Origin of the sequence: Kaistella solincola, from assembly GCF_000812875.1 — a bacterium.
In the GTDB taxonomy this organism is placed as follows: domain Bacteria; phylum Bacteroidota; class Bacteroidia; order Flavobacteriales; family Weeksellaceae; genus Kaistella; species Kaistella solincola.
The window spans coordinates 62,816-86,259 of the sequence record NZ_JSYK01000004.1 but is presented as its reverse complement, the minus strand read 5'-3'; the positions used below and the strand labels follow the sequence as shown (position 1 = coordinate 86,259).

Annotated in this window: 20 protein-coding genes; 11 read left to right on the top strand and 9 right to left on the bottom strand. The window is 37.8% G+C overall.

The features are described from left to right. The 3 genes from OA84_RS10695 to OA84_RS10685 form a co-directional block, all read left to right on the top strand. Positions 1-421, top strand: a 421-nt coding sequence (locus OA84_RS10695) for a GNAT family N-acetyltransferase (protein ID WP_039346347.1), incomplete at its 5' end; no start/stop codon positions are given. A gap of 165 nt (positions 422-586) precedes the next feature. After that, positions 587-1,459 (top strand): AraC family transcriptional regulator, encoded by an 873-nt coding sequence (locus OA84_RS10690; RefSeq protein ID WP_039346311.1) that lies wholly within the window; start codon positions 587-589, stop codon positions 1,457-1,459. Positions 1,460-1,524: 65 nt separating this feature from the next. Beyond that, positions 1,525-2,070, top strand: coding sequence for a cysteine hydrolase family protein (locus OA84_RS10685; RefSeq protein WP_039346309.1), 546 nt, complete (start codon positions 1,525-1,527; stop codon positions 2,068-2,070). Here OA84_RS10685 and OA84_RS11435 read toward each other — a convergent pair. Both OA84_RS11435 and OA84_RS10680 read right to left on the bottom strand, forming a co-directional pair. Beyond that, positions 2,059-2,280 carry a hypothetical protein gene (locus OA84_RS11435; protein ID WP_156965076.1) on the bottom strand — a complete coding sequence of 74 codons (222 nt, stop codon included), beginning with the start codon at positions 2,278-2,280 and terminating at the stop codon, positions 2,059-2,061. The two genes, OA84_RS10685 and OA84_RS11435, sit on opposite strands and share 12 nt — an antisense overlap. Positions 2,281-2,332: 52 nt before the next feature. After that, on the bottom strand, positions 2,333-2,680 hold the full coding sequence (locus OA84_RS10680) for a winged helix-turn-helix transcriptional regulator (protein WP_039346308.1): 348 nt from the start codon (positions 2,678-2,680) through the stop codon (positions 2,333-2,335). A gap of 104 nt (positions 2,681-2,784) precedes the next feature. Between OA84_RS10680 and OA84_RS10675 the strand changes: the two genes are divergently transcribed. From OA84_RS10675 to OA84_RS10640, 7 genes are all read left to right on the top strand, one after another. Then, on the top strand, positions 2,785-3,531 hold the full coding sequence (locus OA84_RS10675) for an NADPH-dependent F420 reductase (protein WP_039346305.1): 747 nt from the start codon (positions 2,785-2,787) through the stop codon (positions 3,529-3,531). 17 nt (positions 3,532-3,548) lie between these two features. After that, positions 3,549-4,907, top strand: a complete 1,359-nt coding sequence (locus tag OA84_RS10670) for an NtaA/DmoA family FMN-dependent monooxygenase (RefSeq protein WP_052252204.1) — start codon at positions 3,549-3,551, stop codon at positions 4,905-4,907. Between the two features lie 21 nt (positions 4,908-4,928). Beyond that, positions 4,929-5,720 (top strand): NADPH-dependent F420 reductase, encoded by a 792-nt coding sequence (locus tag OA84_RS10665; protein WP_039346302.1) that lies wholly within the window; start codon positions 4,929-4,931, stop codon positions 5,718-5,720. 45 nt (positions 5,721-5,765) lie between these two features. Further along, the gene (locus tag OA84_RS10660) at positions 5,766-6,446 is read left to right on the top strand and encodes an NADPH-dependent F420 reductase (protein WP_039346300.1); all 681 of its coding nucleotides are present in this window, start codon (positions 5,766-5,768) and stop codon (positions 6,444-6,446) included. 23 nt (positions 6,447-6,469) lie between these two features. Further along, positions 6,470-7,390 (top strand): alpha/beta hydrolase, encoded by a 921-nt coding sequence (locus tag OA84_RS10655; RefSeq protein ID WP_052252203.1) that lies wholly within the window; start codon positions 6,470-6,472, stop codon positions 7,388-7,390. A 338-nt stretch (positions 7,391-7,728) separates the two neighbouring features. Further along, positions 7,729-8,052 (top strand): hypothetical protein, encoded by a 324-nt coding sequence (locus tag OA84_RS10650; protein WP_039346298.1) that lies wholly within the window; start codon positions 7,729-7,731, stop codon positions 8,050-8,052. A gap of 842 nt (positions 8,053-8,894) precedes the next feature. Next, on the top strand, positions 8,895-9,758 hold the full coding sequence (locus OA84_RS10640; RefSeq protein ID WP_039346294.1) for a GLPGLI family protein: 864 nt from the start codon (positions 8,895-8,897) through the stop codon (positions 9,756-9,758). A gap of 318 nt (positions 9,759-10,076) precedes the next feature. Here the strand turns inward: OA84_RS10640 and OA84_RS10630 are convergent, their stop codons facing one another. After that, positions 10,077-10,919 (bottom strand): hypothetical protein, encoded by an 843-nt coding sequence (locus tag OA84_RS10630; RefSeq protein WP_039346290.1) that lies wholly within the window; start codon positions 10,917-10,919, stop codon positions 10,077-10,079. Between the two features lie 278 nt (positions 10,920-11,197). Here OA84_RS10630 and OA84_RS10625 point away from each other — a divergent pair, with 278 nt between their 5' ends. After that, a complete protein-coding gene (locus OA84_RS10625) occupies positions 11,198-14,626 on the top strand; it encodes a TM0106 family RecB-like putative nuclease (RefSeq protein ID WP_233701847.1) in 3,429 nt (1,142 codons plus the stop codon). Positions 14,627-14,720: 94 nt separating this feature from the next. Here the strand turns inward: OA84_RS10625 and OA84_RS10620 are convergent, their stop codons facing one another. The 6 genes from OA84_RS10620 to OA84_RS10595 all read right to left on the bottom strand — a co-directional run bounded on the left by OA84_RS10620 (position 14,721) and on the right by OA84_RS10595 (position 23,441). Beyond that, positions 14,721-15,785 carry a DUF6998 domain-containing protein gene (locus OA84_RS10620; RefSeq protein ID WP_039346289.1) on the bottom strand — a complete coding sequence of 355 codons (1,065 nt, stop codon included), beginning with the start codon at positions 15,783-15,785 and terminating at the stop codon, positions 14,721-14,723. 179 nt (positions 15,786-15,964) lie between these two features. Further along, a complete protein-coding gene (locus tag OA84_RS10615; RefSeq protein WP_156965075.1) occupies positions 15,965-16,381 on the bottom strand; it encodes a hypothetical protein in 417 nt (138 codons plus the stop codon). 2 nt (positions 16,382-16,383) lie between these two features. Then, a complete protein-coding gene (locus OA84_RS11275) occupies positions 16,384-16,797 on the bottom strand; it encodes a helix-turn-helix domain-containing protein (RefSeq protein WP_052252202.1) in 414 nt (137 codons plus the stop codon). A gap of 4 nt (positions 16,798-16,801) precedes the next feature. Next, complete coding sequence (locus tag OA84_RS10605) at positions 16,802-17,287, bottom strand: hypothetical protein (protein WP_039346285.1); 486 nt, start codon at positions 17,285-17,287, stop codon at positions 16,802-16,804. A gap of 62 nt (positions 17,288-17,349) precedes the next feature. After that, complete coding sequence (locus OA84_RS10600; protein ID WP_039346284.1) at positions 17,350-19,428, bottom strand: DUF262 and DUF1524 domain-containing protein; 2,079 nt, start codon at positions 19,426-19,428, stop codon at positions 17,350-17,352. A 62-nt stretch (positions 19,429-19,490) separates the two neighbouring features. Further along, complete coding sequence (locus OA84_RS10595; protein WP_039346282.1) at positions 19,491-23,441, bottom strand: Eco57I restriction-modification methylase domain-containing protein; 3,951 nt, start codon at positions 23,439-23,441, stop codon at positions 19,491-19,493. Positions 23,442-23,444: the final 3 nt, after the last annotated feature.

The window sequence follows — 23,444 nt, the reverse complement described above, 5'->3', positions numbered from 1 at the left end:
GGAAAATATGAGAAATTATTTAGAAGAAGGTTTTTCGAAAGAAAAACTAACCGCAGAATTGACCAATAAAGACTCTGAATTTTATTTTGCGATTTTGAACGATGAAGTGATTGGCTATTTAAAAGTAAACTTTGGAGAATCACAAACAGAATTAAAAGACAGCAGCGCTCTGGAAATTGAACGAATCTACGTCTTAAAAGAATTCCACGGAAAACGTGTTGGACAGGTACTTTACGATAAAGCAACCGAAATTGCAAAACAGAAAAGTTCGGAATATGTTTGGCTAGGTGTTTGGGAAAAAAATTCAAGAGCAATAAGTTTTTACAAGAAAAATGGTTTTGCAGAATTCGGCCAACATATTTTTCGATTGGGCGACGATGAACAGACGGATATCATGATGAAAAAGACAATGGGAAACTAAAAGGGATCCACTAACGACCGATTTCCTTCATTGCGAATTTTAAAATAAGTTCACCTTCCGTTTGCACAGTATTATTTATTTTAGCAGATCATTGGCAGTACCGCAGTTGCACTGAAGAGAGGGGCGGAACTGTTGTTGTCTGCAAGTAAAAAAAACAAGTGAGCTTTGAGAACAATAAAATTTCATAAAACAGAATGCGGTGTTGATTTTTTACTCAACGTACTGCCTTCAAGTGAGACCAAAGAAAGTTATCTTACTGAAGAAACTTACAATACAGATTTTTTTGAGATTGTTTTTATCAAGTCAGCAGATGGCTTAGTAACAATCAACCAACAAAACTTAAGAATCAGAAATAATTCCATCGTTTTTATATCTCCATTTCAAAAGAGAAGATGGCAGCTCAGCGAGCAAAATTTAGAATTTAATGTTCTCGCTTTTCAAGAAGACTTTTTGAACGATTTTTTCGCAGATAAGTTATTTACTTACAGGTTATTATATTTTTACCAATTAGATTATCCATTGTGTATGCAGCTCGAAGAATGCGAGTTTGCTAAGTATACCGAACAACTTAAAGAAATTAAAACGGAATTAACCCAAACACAAGCCGACAGTGTTCACATCATTCGTTCTTTACTGTATTACCTGCTGCAAAAGTTAAATCGCAAATATGCTCAAGACCAAGATCTGCCAATAGAAAATTCAGGTAATAACTATGCTTTTCAATTTAAAAAATTACTTGAGCAACATGTAAAAGAGAAACAACGCATTAGCGATTATGCAGAATTACTTGGCATCAGTAGAATTACCCTCAATAAATGTGTCAAAGCTCAATTTAATGTTACAGCAAATAACATTTTGAAACAACGCTTATTATTCGAGATTAAAAATTCTCTTATACATTCAGATTTGACCATCAACGAAATCGCCCACCACCTGCACTTTTCTGAACCCAATCATTTAATGCGATTTTTTAAATCTCAAACCGGTAAAACGACAACAGAATTTTTAGCAAGTTATCAAAATGGTATTCTTTCCTGATAAGTTGGTATCTTAATCAGTGAGCCTTCACTTTACCTTTGTCTCCAATATAAAATTTAAAAGTTATGAGCAAAGCATTAATTATTATTGACATTCAAAATGATTATTTCAAAGGTGGAGCAATGGAACTTCAAAATCCCATTGCAGCAAGTGAAAACGCAAAAAAAGTGTTGGAAAAATTCCGTAAGGATCATGGAGAAATCATTCACATTCAACACCTGGCAGCAGCCCCAGAAATGGGTTTTTTCCTACCCGAAACAAAAGGAGCTGAAATCCACGAAAATGTAGCGCCTAAAGAAGGAGAAAAGCTTATTACAAAATTTACTCCTAACTCCTTTGCAGGTACTGACCTTTTGGAATATTTAAAATCCAAAGACGTAAATGAATTGGTTTTTGCAGGCATGATGACTCACATGTGTATTGATGCAACGGTAAGAGCGGCAAAAGATTACGGATTTGAATGTACAGTTCTTGGAGATGCTTGTGCAACAAGAGACCTAGAAATCAATGGAAACCAAGTAAAGGCAAGTGATGTGCACCATGCATTTTTAGCAGGTTTAAGTTTTTTCTATGCTGACATAAAAAATACTGAAGATTATCTAGGCAGCTAAAACAATCAGGGAGCCTACAACGGTTACCGTTGCACAACCCCAATGTACGTCTGGCTGGTACGAAAAGCAACCTCTTTTAAAGTGATTTGAAGGAGGTTTTTTATTTGGCTGTAAGGTGACGGGTTGGTTGAGCCGGTGGCTCACCTTCGGGGCTTCCGGAATGTGCAGAATGGCTCCTTTCTGCTGGGCGGAAAGCCATGTGTGTATCATATCAATTCTGTTATTTGCTGTGATTTGAACATATACCACTGCTATTTGTTGCTTAGTTCTTAAAGAGCTCCTCCCGATGTTTTATTCCCCATTCTTTCAGGGCATCAATAATGGGCGTCAATGTGTGGGCATAGGGTGTCCATTTATACGTAATTTTCACCGGATAATCATTCGTAACAATCCGCTCCAGTAACTTGTGCTGCTCCAACTCTTTCAACTCTTTCGCCATTGCTTTGGGTGTAATACCAGGAATACTTTCCTGTATATCGGTGAAACGTTCATTGCCCACGCCCACAGAAATGATAATGGGTAATTTCCATTTTCCGTTGATCACATCCAACGCATCACGCACTGGCTTTACGCTGTCTAAGCATGATAAATAGGTTTTTTTTCCTGCCATATCTAATTCAATTTAAAATTAAATGCACTTTCCTTTAGGAAACTACTATACAAAGGAAAGTAATATTTATTTAATTTTGCAACATTATTTTAAAAATATTACGAATGAAAATAGGAATTATTGGCGTAGGCCATATTGGAAAAACATTAGCTATCAAATTAGCAGCTGCAGGCCACGATGTATGGGTAGCCAACTCAGGTTCCCCTGAGAATATCAATTCTGAAGTTCTTGCGACGGGGGCAAAAGCCGTAACTGCGAAGGAAGCGTTACTCAATAAAGAGGTCATTATTTTATCCATTCCTCTGAACCGGATACCGGATATTCAACCCCTTTTCGCTATGGTAGCAGAAGATGTTACTGTGATTGATACTTCTAATTACTATCCGGCAAGAGACGAAATCATCGAAAGTATAGAAGGCGGCCTAGTGGAAAGTTTATGGGTACAAGAACAGTTGGGACGTCCGATAGCCAAGGCGTGGAATGCCATCGGGTCTCAATCGTTAGAAAAAAACGGAACACCCAGCGGAACCGCCGAGCGTATCGCTATCCCTTTTGCTGCGGACCGTGAAAGCGACAGCACTAATACGAAGCAATTAATAGAAGATACAGGCTTTGACGCATTCTATTCAGGCTCTCTTGAAGATTCGTGGAGACAGCAGCCAGGAGCGCCGGTATATTGTACAGATCTTACGCTAACTGAAATCAAGTCGCATATTAATAGCGCAGAAAGAGAACGTTTGCCGGCAAGAAGAGATTTAGCTGTTGCGGCCATTATGGAGCGTATGAACAGTTCAAAAGCCAATCCTGATGCAGATTTTGGATTACGGATAAGCCGTGCGCTGTATCTCTAATTATAAAAGATTTCGGTATGAGTTATACAGAAGAAAACAAAAAGCAGCCGCTAGACGGTAATAAGCAAATGCTCATAGGTCTTCATCTCGGAAACGGTTACGGTTCACAGCCCGGAGCGTGGCGTATGCCGGGAGTTGATCCTAAAAGCTACACAAGTTTTGATGCCCGTGTACAACAAGCCCAAGCTGCAGAACGTGGAAAATTTCAATTTATATTTTTGCCCGATGGACCAGGTGCTGTATTAGCGGACATCGCTACGGAAGCTCCTGCTTTTAACCTCGATGTCATGATGACGCTAGCCGCAGTTGCGAGAGAAACTGAATATATTGGATTGGTAGCTACCGGCTCCACCACCTTCAATGAGCCTTTCAATTTGGCAAGACAATTTAAAGCGTTGGATGTAATGAGCCATGGACGAGCAGGTTGGAACGCCATCACTTCGAGCGGAGAGGATGTTGCCGCTAATTACGGAAGAAGAATTCCATCGAGCGAAGACCGTTATGGCCGTGCGCATGAGTTTATAGAGCTCATACAATCGCTTTGGGGGAGTTGGGGAAAAGAAGCCTGGATTCACGATCAGGAAAGCGGGCAGTTTGCTAAAAGAGACGAGATTCTTCCAATTAATTTACAGGGACAATATGTGGGTTCACGAGGGCCACTTTACATTCCCCCGTCGGAACAGGGACAGCCTATTGTTTTTCACGCAGGTGGCAGTCCCAATGCACACGATTTGGCAGGACGTTTTGCCAATGTAGTGATTGGAGCCGCATTTACCATTGAAGATGCGAAAGCACAGCGAGAAGCTTTCCGAGCCTCGGCAGTAAGTCACGGCCGTAATGCTGATGAAATCAAATACATACCCGGATTGATGACTACCATTGCGAAAGACAGACGCACCGCACTCGACCGCCGCATTTTGCTAGGTGGAGATTTGTTGATACAAAGATTGGGTTATCTGCAACAAATGTTGGGCATTGCACTGAATCCTGCCCACATCGATGAACCCCTTACGATAGCACAACTGGAAGCAGCCCGTGGGTCACGCTACGATCCCCGATCGGCAAACGCATTAAAAATTGCAAAAGAAGGTTGGAGTCTTCGGGATATTTTGGCTCATGGTGTCATTGATTATCATCCTGTCATTGTTGGTCCCGGAGAAGAAGCCGCCGACCATATGCAGGCTTGGTTTGAAGCTGGGGCAGCAGATGGGTTCTGGATATCACCCGATGTTAATTCAGATGGAATTGATGCTTTCGTGAATGAAGTTGTTCCTATTTTGCAACAGCGTGGACTTTTTCATCAAGACTATGAAGGCAAAACTTTAAGGGAAAATCTGGGCGCACCGGAGCAGTATGGAATTGATCCACGAATTTAATTTAAAATATATTACACCGTTATGAAAATAGGAATTATTGGTGCCGGTTTAATCGGGAAAACACTGGCAGAAAAACTGAGTTCAGTTGGACATCAAATTAAAATAGCAGATGCAAAAGGCATTGATCCCATTCAATCTACCGCAAGGAATGTTGGCGCAAAAGCGGTCTCAATGACAGAAATCGCAGAGGAAATTGACCTTCTCATTATTTCTATTCCCTTGTTTGCCATTCCTGATTTAGCAGCATCGCTCAAAGGAAAAATTGGAAAAGATGTGGTCATTGTAGAAACCACAAATTACTGGCCACACCGTGATGGGAATATTGAAGGGCTTGGGCGAGGAATGGTCAACAGTGTTTGGGTTCAGCAACATTTTGACCGCCCCATCGTAAAAGCATTCAGCAATATCAATGCGTATAGTTTTAAAATGGAAGGCAAACCAAAAGGAAGTACCGGCAGAATAGCTTTGGCGGTAGCAAGTGATGACCGCCAATCGAAAGAATTGGTATTGGAACTTATTGATACGATAGGTTTCGATGCGTTGGATGCAGGATTACTAGAAGATTCCTGGAGGCAACAGCCTTGCAGTCCGGCGTATTGTACCGATTTGACTATAGACCAACTTGACGCAGCAAGAAAATCTGCACAAAGAGAATTACTTGAAGAAAAGCAGAAACTGGCATTTGAGAAGATGCAAGATTTTGGAGACGAATACTTTACAAGTTTAACCTCCGGGGAATATCCAGAGGGGTTTGTAGATTATGCGGTAGATATTTTCCGGTCCATCAATGGATTACCAGAAAGGAACAATTAGTAAAAAGAAACTAACAATTTACCCCACAATTAAAATTCACATCAAATGGAAATAGGAATTATTGGTTCCGGTAACATAGGAAGTGTGCTTGCCGGATATTTGACAAAATCAGGTCATCAAGTATACCTTTCAAACTCACGAGGACCATCAACATTAGGCGAGATCGCAGCAAAAACAGGCGCAACAGCCGCCACAACGGAACAGGCCGCAAGTGCAAGAGACCTAGTCATTCTGGCCATTCCCCAAAAAGCTGTGGTAAACTTACCCATCGATATTTTATCGGCATCAAAAGCGATTGTAGTTGATGCAGGAAATTATTATCCGTCTCGTGACGGTGAAATTTCTGAGATTGCAAACGGAATGACAGACAGTGAATGGGTTGCGAACGTTATTGCTCATCCTATCATCAAAGCATTTAATAACATTGTTGCTCCAAGTTTGGCATCTAAAGCAGCTCCTTCCGGCAATCCCTACCGAATTGCCTTATCGGTTGCGGGCGACGATAAAGCACAAAAAAAATTAGTGATGAAACTCATTGAAGAAATCGGATTCGATGCCATAGATGGAGGGATACTTTCTGAGTCCTGGAGACAACAACCGGGTGAACCTTCCTATTGCCAGGATTTGAACAAAGATAATCTGGAAATCGCATTGCAACAGGCCGACGTCAGCAAACGTGCTGAAAATCTTGCATCGGCAGATGAATTGGCAAGACCTTACTTGTAAAAATTTTTTCAAAAAGTAAAATAATGGAAATCAATAATTTAAAAACAATAATAAAAATGATGGTTCTCAGCGTCGCCATCAGTTTAAATTTCGTGGGTATCGCCTACGCACAGACAGGAAAACAGACCATAGAGATGGTTCGATCTTATGATGGAATCCAATTACGCCTTAGCAAAGATTACCCGAAAGAAAGCCCAAAAGCGGTGTTGATTATAGCACACGGTTTATCGAATCATCTGGGTTTGTACGATAATTTCACCAAGAATCTGAACAACGACAACATCGCAATTTATCGGTACGACCACCGTGGCCACGGACTTTCTGAAGGTAAACGAGGATATGTAAAAAGTTTTTTTGAGATGGTGGAAGATATGGATATCATCGTTAAAAAAGCCAAATCTGAAAATCCGAAATTGCCTGTTTTCATTCTCGGACATAGTATGGGTGGACACGTTGCTGCCCTTTACGGTACTAAATATCCAGGTCATGTAAATGGTTATGTTCTGGCAGCCGGAGTGCTTCGTTATCATCAAATGAATTTTGGATATCTACCAAGACCTGAAGACCCGGAAAGCTATATTTCTGTGATGAAAGCCGCTCATGGAACATTGAACTTGCCGGGGTTCAAGAATTTATTGGAGCTTTCAGTGAGTGGTGATACGCTTTCACTAAAAGAATGTTCAATTTCTTTGATCAATGCTTTTAAACCTGGCTTGGAATATCTGCGTGACAACAGCAGAAAATTTACAGACCCTGTACTTTTGGTAAGTGGTGATGACGATTTATACGTAGTGCCGCAAGACGCCATCGATTTTTATCAACAAACTAATTCAACAGATAGCAGTCTTCGCTTATATAGTGGAATCGGTCATTTTTTAATGAATGAAGCAAAGGGTGATGTTGTCACCAGAGACATTGCGGATTGGATCAGGCGGAGATTTTAGTTAAGCCCATCATCTGCCAAAAAATTTAATTTCATCAGGTCGCGTTTGATTATGACAGTGATGCACAGAAGACAGGATTCTGCATCATATAAACTGGGCTTTGACTTATCTCATTGCCTGCCAGAACTCATCAAAACTCATGTAGGTTACTTCCGAAAGACTGTTGTCAAGAATTATATAAATGTTTGAAAACATGATTTCCAGAGCAGTTTCTATTTGTTCCTTTTTTTTTAGAAATAAATCGTTGCCGCATGGTTCAGTAAGCAGTATTCAAACATTGGGACAATTTGTATCCTGTATAATTTTAAATATGAGACAATTTGTATCAACTTTGCAAAATGGAAATTCGAGGAACCATCAAATCCATCCATGTTGATCAAATCAGGTTAATTACTACTGATAAAAATCAGGAGATCGATATCTTTTATACGGAAATTAAAAAGTTTGATGTTGAGGAACTTGTAGAAAATGAACGGGTTGTTCTGGACGTCCGGATACAGTCGATTGATTATTATGGTTTAAAGCTCGGTAAGTTCTGGCTATCACAGATTGTGTTTCCGAAAAAGAGTTACGAGTACCGACGCAAACCTAATAAACGTGACAGAGACCAGGCTGCAGCACAGCAACAGTTTATCGACAGAACCAATAAAGACCGCCAGTGATGAGCGGTTTTTTTTAATGTTTTCGGGAGTGGATGAGTGGGATTGGTCAAAGTTAGGACACTTGCCCAGCGGGGTGACAATGGACTTTATGTAGCGCAATAGTTATTCCTTTTTTATTTTTGGTTATCTACTTATTATCAGAAATCCTTATTATATTTGGGCTATTAATATAAAATTCAAATTTTAAAAGCGTTATGAATGAAAATTTAAAATTGAGTACGGTTCTCTCCATACTATTAACTCTAATTGGAATTACTTTAATCATCTATATGATAACGGTTGAAGGTGAACTGGGCGCCTTACCGCTATTCGTAACCATTACAGGTTTGGTGTGGTTAATTATTGGACTGAGAAAAAGGAGTTAATTAATGGCGTAATAAAACAAAAACAACGGATCGTACTCCATCATTTTTAATTTGCGACTTATCATCTATTCAAATTTTAAAACATATTCCTATGGATTTGGGATCTCTATCTAGCATCGGTGTTATTGTAATGGTAATTGTACTGTATCTAATTCCGACTTTATTTATCTTCTATTGGCTGATTAAAATGCTAAAAAACTCTAATGAATCTTTAAAAGTAAATAAAGAAATTTTAGATATTCTGAAATCAAATCAAGATAAGATACTTGAAAAGATAAAAAACAGATAACAAAATGAAATCCTTATATTCCAAAAGAAGACCTTACTTCGATTTAATTTTCGGTGTTTTATATACAGGTCTTGGAGTGAGCTACTTTTTGTTATATTTACAAAGATCTGTTATTAAAAACCACGCCAAAAGAAATACCCGGGCGTTGGCAGAAATTTTATGAAACCACCTATAAAAACAAAAATTAAATGAAAAAAATAAATTTAATCATTCTTCTGATTTGTATGTCAAGTACAATTTTTGCGCAAAATCACCGATTTGTGTACGAATATTCTTTCAAAATTGATTCTTTAAACAGAGAGAATATCACTAAAGAGTTGATGAACCTGGATGTGTCGAAAGAAGGTTCAAGTTTTTACAGCAGCGAAAAGCAGCTTTATGATTCCCTCATGAATGCTGAAATGAAAAAAAATGTCGCTGTTGGCTCTACCCATATTGATTTCAGTAAGGTTAAGAACAATTCAAAAGTTGGATCAATTGTCACAAAGAATCAGGCAAGTTCCGAAACTGTTCTTCATACCTCCATCAATGGCGATAAATATGGAATTGTTTTAACCGAAAAATTAGAATGGAAAATAGGGCCCGAAACGCAGGAGATCCACGGATATAAAGCACAGAAAGCGACCACAGAATCTTCAGGCAGGAAATGGACTGCGTGGTTTACCAATGATATTCAAATTCAAGATGGACCCTATAAATTTAATGGACTGCCTGGTTTGATTTTACAAATTTCGGATGAAAAAAACGATCATGTTTTCGAATTTGTTGGAAGTAAAAAACTCAATTATGCACCTTCAAAGCCAGAAATCAGGGGTCCGAAAGAATTAATGATTTCAGCACAGAATTTTAATCAGTTGTGGAAGGATTATTTAAGAGATCCTGCCAAAAAACTCAGACAAATGTTTTCTGGCACTGAAGTAAAACTTATCAAGGTGACTGATTCAAATGGAAGAGAGTTGAGTCAGTCCGAAATTATAAGAAATAGAGAAAAGCGTGTTAGAGACCAGTTAAAGAATACCAATAATTTCCTGGAATTAACTTTATACCGATAAAGAGCTGCCGCAATACACCGCTATCGAATACCACATCATATCAAACAAATCCTAAACGCTAGTGTTTGCTTTGCAGAGTGGGTCAAAGTGAGGACACTTTGCCCAGCGCGGGGAATGAAAGGGTTGTTTTGGAGGTCCGCGTACAGTCGATTGATTATTACGGCTTAAAGTTGGGTGAGTTTTGCCTGTCACAGATTGTGTTTCCCAAAAAAAGTTATAAATACCGAAAAAAGCCTAATAAACGTGACAGAGACCAGGCGATAGCGCAACAACAGTTTATTGACAGAACTAAGAAAAACCGCCATGAATAGACGGTTTCTATTGGTTCTGATCAGAAGATGAATCCTTGGTCAGGTCTGATAAGGGATTGTTTTTATTTACCTGTTGCATACCCCAATCAAAATATTTTTGTTCGTCATCGTTATAAATGTCATTTTTTATACAGTGATATTTTCGGTCGAGAAGGTAATTTTCAACTTTCTTTATGTGGTCATATCTTTGGGCTGTTTCGAAAAGTTCCTGTACTTTACTTTTTTCTTCTGCAATTAAACGTTCTTTTTCTTTTATTTTTTCCGCTTCTATTCGTTGTAGGCGCCAATGTTCTTTAATTTTTTTATGATATTCACAGGAATGTTCAGCAAAGACTTCAGCATAAGCGACCACCCGGATTATTTTTTCTTCGAGTTTTGAATAGGGCGTATCTTTCCATTCTTTTCTGTTCCAGGAATCTTCATAGAACTGAATGCACAAATCCTGCGTATACACTTTATCTTTAAAGGAATAGCGAGATTCTGTATTTTCCACATACTTTCCGATATTTCTCATTGAAAAATGCAGCTCGCGATCTAATATCTGCACGACGGAAAAACCATTCTCATTCTTTCTGAATTTGTGGCCTCTGGCTTCCATTAACTTCACCATAAAATCCAGAATCCGCAATGCTCTGGAAAGTGAATTTTTCTCAACTGAAAGGGGAAATGTAATTCCAGATTTTACTTTTCGCGACCAGTAAGTATCTGAAGATTCATACCATGTCTTTGTATCGGAAGTAATGCTGTGGGGATTTGACAACCTCTCAGAAACCATGTGAGGCAAACTTTGATCTGCCTCTATTTCTTTTATTCGGTCTTCAATTTCCTGCCGTTGAATGGGTTCAAACATCTTTAAATAGGAATTAAAGGGTTAATTGTTGTAGGCCATTGGATTTTGAAAGGCTCACCATTAGAAACTCATGATGTCGAAAATATCGAGAAATTTCGACATGAACAAATTGATATGTTGAATGGTTCGACAGTTGAGGATTTTAGAATCAAGTAAGAGACAATGTCTTGTGCTTTGAAAGACAAACATTATACTATCTTTTGTACCATTCTGTAACTTACTGAAAACTAGTTTATAAAAGCAAAGCTTTACAGTGCGGATAGACAAAACCCTTGTGTATGGGATTGCGTTTATTTACGCTATATTTAGAGTTGCAAATTAATGATGAATCGAAATCAATTACACCATACATGAGAAAACAAAAAGGGAAAATCATATTTTCTGCATCTGACCTGGCCAATCATATCCACTGCAAGCATTTAACAAATCTTAATCATCACGCTGTAACAGGTGTACTGGAAAAATCATTTACCAGCAACAGGTCCTTAATTCTATTAAGGGAGCGTGGTGAGGAATTTGAACAGGCGATTCTTTCAGAATATGAAAATGGTGGAAAGACTGTCTTCAAAGTAGATAAAGATCCTGCCGTTGCCTATAAACAAACGGTAGCCGCGATGAAAAGTGGCTATGATTTTATTTACCAAGCGAGGTTGAGTACACAAAAATGGCAGGGATGGGCAGATTTTCTAAGAAAAGTTGAGGCTCCAAGTAATCTAGGTGATTGGTCTTACGAAGTTATTGACACTAAACTTTCAAGTAATACCAGAGCAGGTGCGATTTTGCAGATTGCATTGTATTCAGAAATTATTGGTGAGATTCAGGGCAGACTGCCTGAATATATGTATGTTAAGAATCCCGATGAAGAACTTGAATACAGAGTTAATGATTATATCTCCTATTTGAGATTAATAAAAAAGAGATTAAATGCCGCGACTCAGGTCCCACTTGAAACGTACCCTGAACCTTGCTCTCATTGTGATATTTGCGACTGGTGGGAACATTGCAATAAAATACGAAGAAATGATGACCATTTGAGTTTCATAGCGGGAATGGGCAGTTCACAAATCAAGGAGGTGAAATCACAAGGTATTCATACCCTTGAAGCAATGGCTGCAGTAGCTCTTCCCCTCCCTTTTAAACCTAAAAAAGGCTCCAAGGAAACTTTTACCAAACTTCGAGAACAGGCAAGACTTCAGGAGCATAGCAGAACTGTTCAAAAACCGGTTTATGAAATATTAGAAAGAAAGCCTAATACTGGTTTTTTTACTCTTCCAAAACCGAGCAAAGGTGATATTTATTTAGATTTCGAAGGAGATCCGCTTGTGGAACCTACAGGATTAGAATATTTATTCGGCTGGGTATTTCAAGATCAATATTTCCACATGTGGGTGCATAATATGGAACAAGAAAAGGATGCGTTGATACAATTTATTGATTTCGTTTTTGAAAAAAAAGAAACATATCCTGATCTCCATATCTACCATTTCGCATCTTATGAAAGTGCTGCATTAAAAAGAATGATGGGGAAATATGCCGTTAAGGAAAATGAAATTGATATTCTCCTAAGAACTCAAAAATTTGTCGATTTACACCGTGTTTTAAAACAGAGCATCAGAGCAGGAGTAGAAAGATATTCTTTGAAAGATCTGGAAGCCTATCATGGATTTGTAAGGCAAATTGATTTGAGAACTGTTTCAGGATTTAAAGCTGATCTTGAATTTTTTCTTGAGTCCGGAAATACTGCAGCCATTACTGTTGAAATGAGTAATGCTGTCCTGCAATATAATCAGGATGATTGCTTTTCTACAAAAAATCTGCATTTGTGGTTGGAGCGAGAAAGACAGAAGTTAGTCGATGCAGGTGAGGAGATTGAAAGGCCTGTACCGCGGGAAGGTGAGGAACCTGAACATATCACCGCACATTTGGAACGAATTCAACCCATTTATGATGCACTTCTGGAAAATGTACCAGTGGATTTCACAGAACGTTCAGCGGAGCAACAGGCAAAATATATTTTGGCTCATATGCTTGACTGGTACAGGCGTGAAGAGAAATCTATTTGGTGGGAGCACTATAGGTTGATGGAAGCGGATGAAGAGGAACTATTAGATGAAAAAGCCGCTCTTACTTTTTTGGAATTTACAGGAAAGAGGATGGCCGACAAAAAAAGTTTTATAGACGAGTATAAATTTCCTTCCCAAGAATATGATCTTAAAACAAATAAAGATGTAAAAATCCAAGGGTATAAAACCAAAATTAAAATTATTGACATCAATGAAAATGATAATTTAATATATTTGAGAAAAGGACCAAGTATATCTGAAATTCATCCAGTTACGGTATATAAAGATGAGTATATTGATTCCAAGAAAAAACAAGCACAAATCATAAATATCGCAGAATGGTTTGTAGAAAACGGTTTTGAAGGCCGAAATAACAGTTATGCGGCAACAAGAGATTTGTTACTCAACAGTTTTCCCAGGACAAAAAAAAATATTGAGGATCACGAAGATTTGCTGACTAAAGGCGTTCAGTGGGCTTCTGTGTTGGATAACAGTTATCTTGCGATCCAGGGTCCTCCTGGTTCTGGAAAAAGTTTTACGGGAAGCCATATGATTTTGGACCTTATTAAAAAAGGACACAAAATTGGGATTACTGCTATGAGTCATAAAGTAATCATTAATCTTCTAAAAAAAGTCAAAGAGGTGGCTGAAAAAGAAAATTTTTCTGTGAAGATTCTTTACAAAGGAGACGGCAATGAAGAAAGTAATGAAATTTATGAAATCGAAAATGATATCCACAAAGTTGGAAGTAAAATAAAGGATTATCAGGTGGTTGCAGGAACCAGTTTTATGTGGAGTGATAATGTGTTTACTAAATCATTAGATTATTTATTCATTGATGAGGCAGGACAGTTTGCTTTGATTGACACTGTGGTTGTATCGCACGCTGCAAAAAACCTAGTACTGCTTGGAGACCATCAGCAACTTAAACAGCCCATCAAAGGTGTTCACCCGGAAGGAACGGAGGTTTCAGCACTTGAACATTTGCTGCAAGAACATAAGACTATTCCGGAGAATAAAGGTCTTTTTCTGGATAAGACATGGAGGATGCATCCTAACATATGTGAATTTGATTCTGAAATGTTTTACGAGGCAAAATTATTTTCAGTAGAAAAAATGAAACACCAAAGAATTGAGGGCAATACCATTTTTGAGGGTTCTGGTCTATTTTATAAAACTGTTGAACACGAAGGTAACACCAATCAGTCTTTAGAAGAAATTGGAGTTATTGAAGCCATCGTAAAAGATTTAACTAAAGGGGATGTTTTTTGGTATGATCAAGAAAATGAAAGACACCTTTTGAAAGCCAAAGACATCAAGATCATCAGCCCGTACAATAGTAATGTATATGAACTTCAGAAGAAACTGCCCGAATTTGAGATTGGTACTGTTGACAGGTTTCAGGGACAGGAAGCACCTGTAGTAATTTACAGTATGGCAAGTTCTTCACCGGAAGATGCACCGAGAGGAATGGAATTTCTATACAGCTCTAACCGATTTAATGTGGCTGTATCGCGGGCAAGAGCTACGTTCATACTTGTGGGAAACCCAAGACTATTTGAACCGGATTGCCAATCGCCCAACCAAATGAAACTTGCAAATCCCTTTTGCAGATACCTAGAAGTGGCGACTAAAAAAAATTAAAAAACAAAGGATTTATAACTACCATATCACAGAACGGATTCAGAATTTTCGTTGGTACTTTTTGGTATTTATACCTGTTATTGCACCTTATCGCTCACATTATTAATGCTATAAGTAAACCTAAGGTAATTAGAACAGTCGCAATAATAATTTGTTCAATATTTATTTTGTTGCTTTCTTCAACAGGTATTTGTGGACGAGATACTTGATTTGGCTTTACAGTCGTTGGCTTTCTTTTCGCAATAGTTTTGTGGGTTTGCCTGTTACTTATAACTGTGTCGAAACCCTGAAAAGATTCCCTGTTCTGTAACCAGGAAATCTTGCTTGGGATAATATTTTTGACGCCTGGTGTGCTATTTATAATTTTCAGATTAGCGGACTTAGGGTTTGCGATATTTTTCATTGGTATGATCCACATTCCTGAGCATTCAAAACATCTATCCAATGTTACCACTATGACGTAGTCGGCAGTTTTGCCTACTAAATTATTTAATCTTCTTGCTTCTGAAATCCGACGATCACTTTCATATACCCATCTGGTCTTGACCTCGAACGTCAATCCATTTGGATGCCGTGCATCTATGCCTTTTTCCGTTTGATTCTCACTAATTAGTAAGCCTAATTTTTTACATGCATAAAATTCCCCTATATCACCAACGATTCTACGGCTTCGTATAATACCATTTTCCTGAAGTGCAGTGAACGAGTTTGCAAAATCTGTAAGTGCCTTTTGGAATTTCAAAGGCATTTTAACTTTATCAATAGAATCAAATTTTGAAATATTTGATTTTGTAATTCTAAAAACAGATTCTGGGATTTCTGAAACAGGTATAAGCAACATTTTCAGAAGCTTATAGTGAATATCAAAATATACCAAAACAAGTTTGTCAAATAAATCAAGCTGTAAGTTTGAGATTGTATGACTAAAGCTGCTTGTGGAAACAACCTTTGATTTAATCTGATACCGTTCACCATTAGGTGCAACGCCATCTACTGCCTTATTTGATCGGCCGGACTTGTAAAGTTTGAAATGTTGACAGGCTATGAATTCCCCGATTTCCCCGGTAAAACTATCCGTGGTAGTGATTCCCAGATCAAACAATGCATCATTCTTATCTGCAAAGTCTTTTAAGAGTTGAAATTGCTTTTTTGTGTACAAATTTTCCCGTATTAATTTTTCAATATTTGCAAGTTAAAGTAAAAAGATAAATTTATAAACTTTCCTAAAAAGAGATTTATTTGCAGAAGCTGAACGATTGTACTTTGATGGTATGTGTAATAAAATAAAGCGATAAAAAATAATATTTTCTACCGCTTTAAAAAGTTTGCTTTACCCTTTTATTTTGCTATTTGCAATGATTTAGGACTAACTACGGGGAGAATGGCATTATGCAGGTAAGTGCCACGGAACTGGCTGAACATTATGCCACGCAGGGTTGAAATGGAGACCGCATTAATTGCCGTTGTGAAATCTTCAGGAAACTCCATTTTCTTTTCCTTTTTGTTCTCGAAATTTTTAAGATTGTCCACCCGATAAAATACATTAATCATCACTTCTGCCAAATGCTCTTTTTTATCCGAGTGTACGCTGCCTGAAGTAATTACCATTACTGTTTCCTCTTCCACATTAAAAAGATGTTCCACATTGAGTTGGAATTCATAGTTCTCCTGACTAAATATCAGTGGCTGTGGTGAAACTTTTATCTGATTGATTTCAATATTTTCAATCTGAAATTTAACTACTGTTTTGTCCATAATTAAATACAAGCTGCTGTGTAGCGTGTTCCGAATGTAAATTTGGAAAAATGCTCAGCAAAATAATGTCGTTTTTTTGGTATTTGTGATTTTTTCAGCACTTTCTTCTCCAACACTACGGGTGCGGCCTTATAATCTAATAACAGATCAATATGCAAAGCCTGTCCTATGTCTTCCAATGTGTCGGTTGTGAAGTTCTGGGTTCCACTTAACCATTTTGTAATCACACTATTGTTTTGTCCTGTCAATATTGCCAATTCAGATTTGGAAATATTCTGTGCTTTCATGGCATCATCAATCGCTGCTGCCAACTTCATTCGTGCAGTGGTTTCTTTCTGCTCATTTTCTGAAATTCCCGCAAGGAACTCGTCCAGAAAATCTGTGGTGTGCAATTTTGCTTTATGTGGTTTTTTCATAGGTTTAGAGATTAAATAATAGATCTCCTTCAATGTCTAAAAAGTCTTTAGAAAATTCAATGTCACCATTTCGTCTTCTTTTTTCGATTTCGGCGGATAAATCCCGCATTAGTTGGTTTTCATCTTCAAGTTTTGTGGTTTCCTGAAATGCCCTGGTGTTTTTTGGTTTCTGGCCTCCCCCTCCTAAAATTACTAATACAGTGCCATATCTGACACAATACAGGCGAAGGTTAGATTCGTCTTTGTCATAGAGGGCGCAAACTCCGTCTGCGGGCTTACCTTCGTTATGCTTAAAAAAATTATGCCTGGCTCCAACTTCTTTAAATGACAAGATTCTTTTGGTAATATCTTCAACTTCTCTGCGGAAATTGTCTTTGTTTTCCTGAATGAATTTCTGAAATACTGAAATGCCTGAATCTGTATTGGTTAATGTATAGACCGATACGTTTTCATTGCTAAAGTATGGCAGTTTCACCAGTTCGTATTCCATTTTCGAGTATGCAAATATATAACAAATTTTACTTATAAGTGAAATATTAGATTCAATAATTTTTACCCTTCCACAAACTGTACATCAAAAGCCTGCTGAATGAGGAACATAATGTAGTCTAATTGATTTAGGTTATTGAAACTTACTTCTACATCACCATTTCCCCAACGACCAAGGTTGGCAACATCTTTACACCAACCCTCAGGATCAATGATTTCTGAAAATTCCATATTCAGAGATAATCGAAGTCGTGACTTTTGCGGGACAATATCAACAAAATTAGTTTGCGACTTAAAAGCAATATAGAGTTTCTTGTATTCTTCTTTGACGGAAGAGTCAATGTTAAGCACCCGTTTCTTCAGTGCTTCGTATAAAACCCTCATTTCATCATTCAGGTATTCGTAATGATCAATTGTATATTCAGCAATTTCTTTTACTTCCCTGGTCATATATTTTTCTAAGATCGTGTCTTCTAAATTTGGTGCAGACCACACTTCTTTTGCCTTTGCAGCTAACTCCCTTGCTCTTTTATTGATATTTTCTTCATCCCAAATGTCCACCTTCTTCATGAAATTATTCAGACGCAGCGGCGAGTCATCAAATCCCCCAGCCATTTTTTTCTTGTCTCCAAAAGGCCTGTCACTCAATTCAGAATTGTAACCAGTTAAAGTAAGATTTCCAATGGTATGGAGATAATTAGCCTGTATCTCTTTCCAATCGTCTCCTAACATATTCTGCCAGCTTATCGACAAATTCTCGTTCTGGGGCATAATATGTTCTATTGTATATTCGTCGGTATTCACAAATTCTTTTCTGTTATAGTTCTCGAGTTTGTTTAGTAAATAATTTCGTGACCTGAAACTGTATACATCCTTATTTACAAATTCCTTCTCGAATTCATTATCAGTAGGAAATCTTTTATATCCATCCATCAATTGAAAGGCTGCTTTGATACTTTCCAAATAGTTTTCCACTTTAATTTCACGGTATAAAATAGCGAAGGTTTTATTCAAGCTATTTGTGGGGATGCCGCATATCGCCCTTCTGAACACATAGTTTTCAACTAATTTTAATGTATCTGCAAAATCATCGCGACTGATAACACCAGAATTATAGTCACTGTAAACTGCCATAATAAACGGATAGGAAACATCTACTTTTAAACGTGAGATATTAGAAAAAAGATGGTTGAGTAATTTTTCCGGTTCCTTTCGTAGTACTATGTTGACATAAAATTTAGAATATTTTGCAATATCTGCAACAACTTCTGTAATGGTAGTGGGTGATTTTGAACTTTGAACATAGGTTTTAAACTCTTCGTACACTTTCCCAATCTTCGGAATAGTTCCCATCTTAAGGGATAAATAATCTCTTATAAACCAATCAAAGCGAGATGCATAATCGTTGCCATAACTCTGCTCCATTGGGTACCAGTATTTCTCGTACAATTCGGTTTGCAGATTTATTTCCTGGCCCATTAAGACATAGTTTCTTATGAGATCTGCCTGGGATAAATCTAAACCGGTAGAGTTCATGCTTTCGAAAATAAGCTGAGGATTATCTTTATCTTTCTCCAGCGCCACATCAACAATGAAGAGGCGCAATACACCATTGTAGACGTCCAGCACATTATGTTCATTTATTTTCGATCTGAAAAATTCGTAGTTTTCAAAAATTCTTTGAGACTTATCTTCTCCCAGTTCGATTCCTTTTACCAAGTTTATAAAGGTTTCCTTATCGCGTCTTGTAAGCAATAGTTTATAGCGAAGCTCATTTTCTTCTTCGGCATTTATCATATAATAATTCAGCAGCTTTGTTGCATTAGTGTCAATTTCAACCGGATTTTCCTTAATGAATTTCGCCAGAGCAAGGATAAGCAAAGACACCGTAGTTAATCTTTGCTGGCCATCAATAACCAGTAATTTAGGCACATCGGAAACGGTGTGTATGCTCTCCTGAAAATATACCACCGAACCTAAAAAATGGCCGTGCACATCATCTTCCTTGCTAATGCGCAAAATATCGTTAAATAACTGGTTACACTGTGACAATTGCCAACTATAAGTTCTTTGGTAAATTGGAATTACAAACTGTTTAGGACCTTTGATGACGGAAAGTAAATTTGCGGAAGTAGCTTTCATAAAATGTGTTTGATTTTGGGCGCTTGGTTATAAAAGTAAAATGTCTGGCGTGTGTATACGTCTTATGCCATCGGTTTTATCATGCTTTCAATAAATGAAATTTCCTCTTCTGAAAGGTTATATTTTTTGTACAGTTGCTGATCTATTTCTGGTATCGTTTTGCTCCAGTCGATATCTGAAGAACTAAAATTTTGTAGCGGAACCCATTTATAGGTCGATCTTGTTGCGTCTTGTGTTATTTTTCGCAGCGATACTAAAAATCTGAAGAATTTACTTTTATAGTATTTCTCTATATTTTGCGCTTCTAACATCGAATTGCAGAAAAAAAACAAATATGACTGCGTGCATACGGAGGGAGCGTCAACCAATAAGGGTTTTCCAAGAACTGAGTCAGGAATTTTCTTACCTCCGTCAGAACCAGCTTTAGGTATTAATACTTTGTAAGTATCTATATGGTGAGAGCTTTTATGTACTGCAGAACGATTAATCCATGCGCTTAGCCTATTCCCTTTTTTTATATAATAAAACGGGATATCATTTGTATTCTTTTCAACATGAAAACCGGTGTAATTTGAAGTCCAGCCAAATTCTTTATCAACGGAAAGAATACTCATTATTGAACTTTCTTTTGATGCGAGCACTTTTCGTAGTATTTCTACAGCTTTGCTATCTCTAACGAATACATCGTACTCATTTAGATTCCGGTCCGTTACTGCAAAAGATTCGGTGTTTCTTCTCGTAGTGACTTTGCAATTACCTGTACTGTCTTTTTCCCAAAGAAAGTACATAACACCACCTTTTATATCTACATTGGGGAAAATAAAAGATGAATCCGGATAATCGTATAGAGTGCGTAATTGCTCATCGGCCAACATTTCTTGTCTAAACTCCGTTAATCCTAAGCCACCAGACATCCATCGGGATGGTATTATTAAACTAATATAATCAGGATGTAAAGCTTTTGAAATATCTATAAATTTGTTATAAATGGGTAAATCTCTATTACCGCCGTCGGCAGCAATCTGATATGGTGGATTGCCTACTATCGCATTAAATTTCATATCATCGTTGTTATTTGATTTCCAATAATTTTTGCCCTGTTTTATCTGTTTGACAAACTTTTGCGGCTTACTTTTTATTTGATTGATAAGGTCTTCAAAGTACCTTGTGTTTACTTTCGAGGTTCTAAAACCTACTAAAGTACGCTTCGTGATGCTTTTAGCCATTGGCGTTTTGCAAAGCACAAATATATTTTCAGCCACTACCTGATCCCAAATTTCCTGCTGCTCTTCGATTGCCGTGGTATCTTCTAATCCTAAGTCAAGTATTCTTGCTCTATACGTACTGTAAGCCATATACAAGGGATAAAGACCAGATTTTGAATTGATTTCGAGAATGAGCGTTTGTGGATTGAAGATGTTTTGTGTTACACCAGCATGAAGTACCGGCCTGGGAACATCAATTGTGTTTTCAAAATTCTCATCGTAGAAGGTGTAACCACCCACGCAATCACTCAAATGCATATTAACAACACGCCAGGGTGTAAGTACCGTTTCTTTGTCGGGATTGCGGAAGGTGTTAAATATGGCAGCAATACGACCTATACGTTCTTCTACGGTAAGGCCATCTGCAGCACGTGCCATTGCCCGAATTCTTTTTCCTGCTGCACGAAAGACATCGGGTTCGTAGTATTTCTTGAATTTCTGAAAAACTTTTTTCGAAACATCTTTAGGCATAAACTCAGCCCATGATTTATCGTCGATTAAATCAGAAAAATTATCAATATCAATCTGAGTATCTTCATTCGTAACATCGGCACCATAAATAAGCAACGGCATGCGTATAGAAATCCCCCTAAGAATTGAAACTGCACTGTCCCGGTTTTTCTTTTTCTCCAGTCTTTTCTGCAATAGTTCTTTTTCCTCTTCGGAGAGTTCTTTTTTCTGCTTCTGTTTCTTCTTTGCATCCTCGGACTGCTCAAATTGTTCATCTGTAAATCCCTGATCATTGATATTGATATCTGCTGTTTTAGGCATTGCTTTCGTACTGCCAATGATTCCTTTCAGATCTTCAAAATCTTGCAGTTCTACATCATCCATCTTCATCAGCTGATCATTGTTGTACAGGTAGCCGTCTTCAAAACCATTTCGCACAACACGCTCAACATACACTTTTTTAAGCTCTTCAAGCAACTTTTCAACATTGTAGGTTTCCATCCTGGAGCCATCTACTGAAATGATGGGACAGAAATTCAGGAAATCACCCATTACAGTACGATCCTCCGTAGATGTTTTCCCGGCTTTAGCGGAGATTTTAGCAGCTTCAGCAATTACTTTTAATGTGCGATCAGGAGCAAAATCGAAAACAAAACATTCTTCTTTTATTTTACCGTCTATTTTTGCAGGAGTCTGAACTCTGAATATTGTCTGCATATAATTAGCGGCAGAAGTATTGAACGACCCGGAAAGCATAAAGACAGCTGACCATGCGGGCACTGAAACCCCTGTTGTTAATCTGCCACAGGACAGGGTAATTGAGTATGTTTCGTGTGGTTTGTATGTAATGGCTTTCTGTACTTTTTTAAGCGCATCGTTTTCCTTTTCTTCTTCGTCGCCATCACCTGCAACATTTACAATTGCAAAATGACTGAAAACCGGGTGACTTTGCAACAATACACTTAAAGCTCTTGCCTCTTTAACACCAGGAACCATCCACAGTGAATGTCTGAAATTATCTCTGTACTCCTTCGTTGAGTATGGATAATTTGTGTCTTTATCGGCTTTACAAATAATATCCAGGAAAGATTTAACATCCTTTTCGTGTACAAAATTACTATGTTCGTCAACTCTGAAAAATTCCCGGAAGTTAAATGCAACTTCCTCGTCAGCATATTTACTCAGGAGCTTTCCAAGGTGGAAGGTGAAAATATTCAATTTAGGTAGTGATGCATACGGGTTGGGATCACCGAAGTGGACTTCATCCCATTCTTTCTTGGCTTTCTGCTCCATGACGTAATCCCAGGTGTAGATCTCTTCCTCCCTATAATGATCTAAAAGATTAAAAGGGGTGCCTGAAAGGTGAAGCACTTTCGTTTTTTCTTTTGCCAATTCGGTGAGAACATTTTGGCCAAGCTCGGTCTGCGTCCCTTCGTGAGCTTCATCCACAATAATAAAATCCCAATCTGTACCGAAAAGCTCATTATTTTTGTCGAAGCCACCGCCGACCAAACTTGAACCTCTTAAATCCTGCATTGAAGCAAAATAGATATAATGCGACTTGTCTTTTTTAAACTCTTTTTCGAGGCCAGCAAAACTTTTTCCTTTATTTTTTGAGCCGTAATTAAAATCGACTCTATCGTAGAAAATTTTACCAAAGTCTTCAAACCAGCCTGCATCAACAACCGGCCTGTGCGTTAAGATTAATGATTTTTCGAAATTAAAATCTTTCACAACCTGAAGTGCAGTTAAAGTTTTACCGAATCGCATTTTGGCAAACCATAACATTTCTTTGCCTTTCTTTAGCTGCTTTTTTGTCTTATCTATAGCTTGCTGCTGTTCAGGCCTAAAAACAATAGGAGTCTGGTCTTTTGAGATCTGACTTGTATGGAGTGCTTCTTTACCATCTCGTACTGCTTTAATAGCATGAATAATTGTTGATAGGTCTGTAATGTACCACTCATTAGCCTTGTTTTCAATATCGAATATCTTTTTCTTTATACCAGAATTCGTCAGAACGGTATGAACTTCGGTATCTGAAAAAGATTTTATAGTACCTTTTTCACTATAAACTGCCAGCTCCGTGTGAAGCAGTTCATATTTAACACCAGCAGTTTGAGTATAGGAATTAATTCTTTTTCGGGCTGCATCATTTAGTCCCTTACTATTAGGAGCAAGACCTATAATATCAAAATCGTCGGAAGTTGCTTCACCTATTTTTAAACAACCGGAATGTGCTTCGTCATTAATACGGAATACATAAATTAACTTTAGCTTAAGAGAGGAAACATATTTCATTAA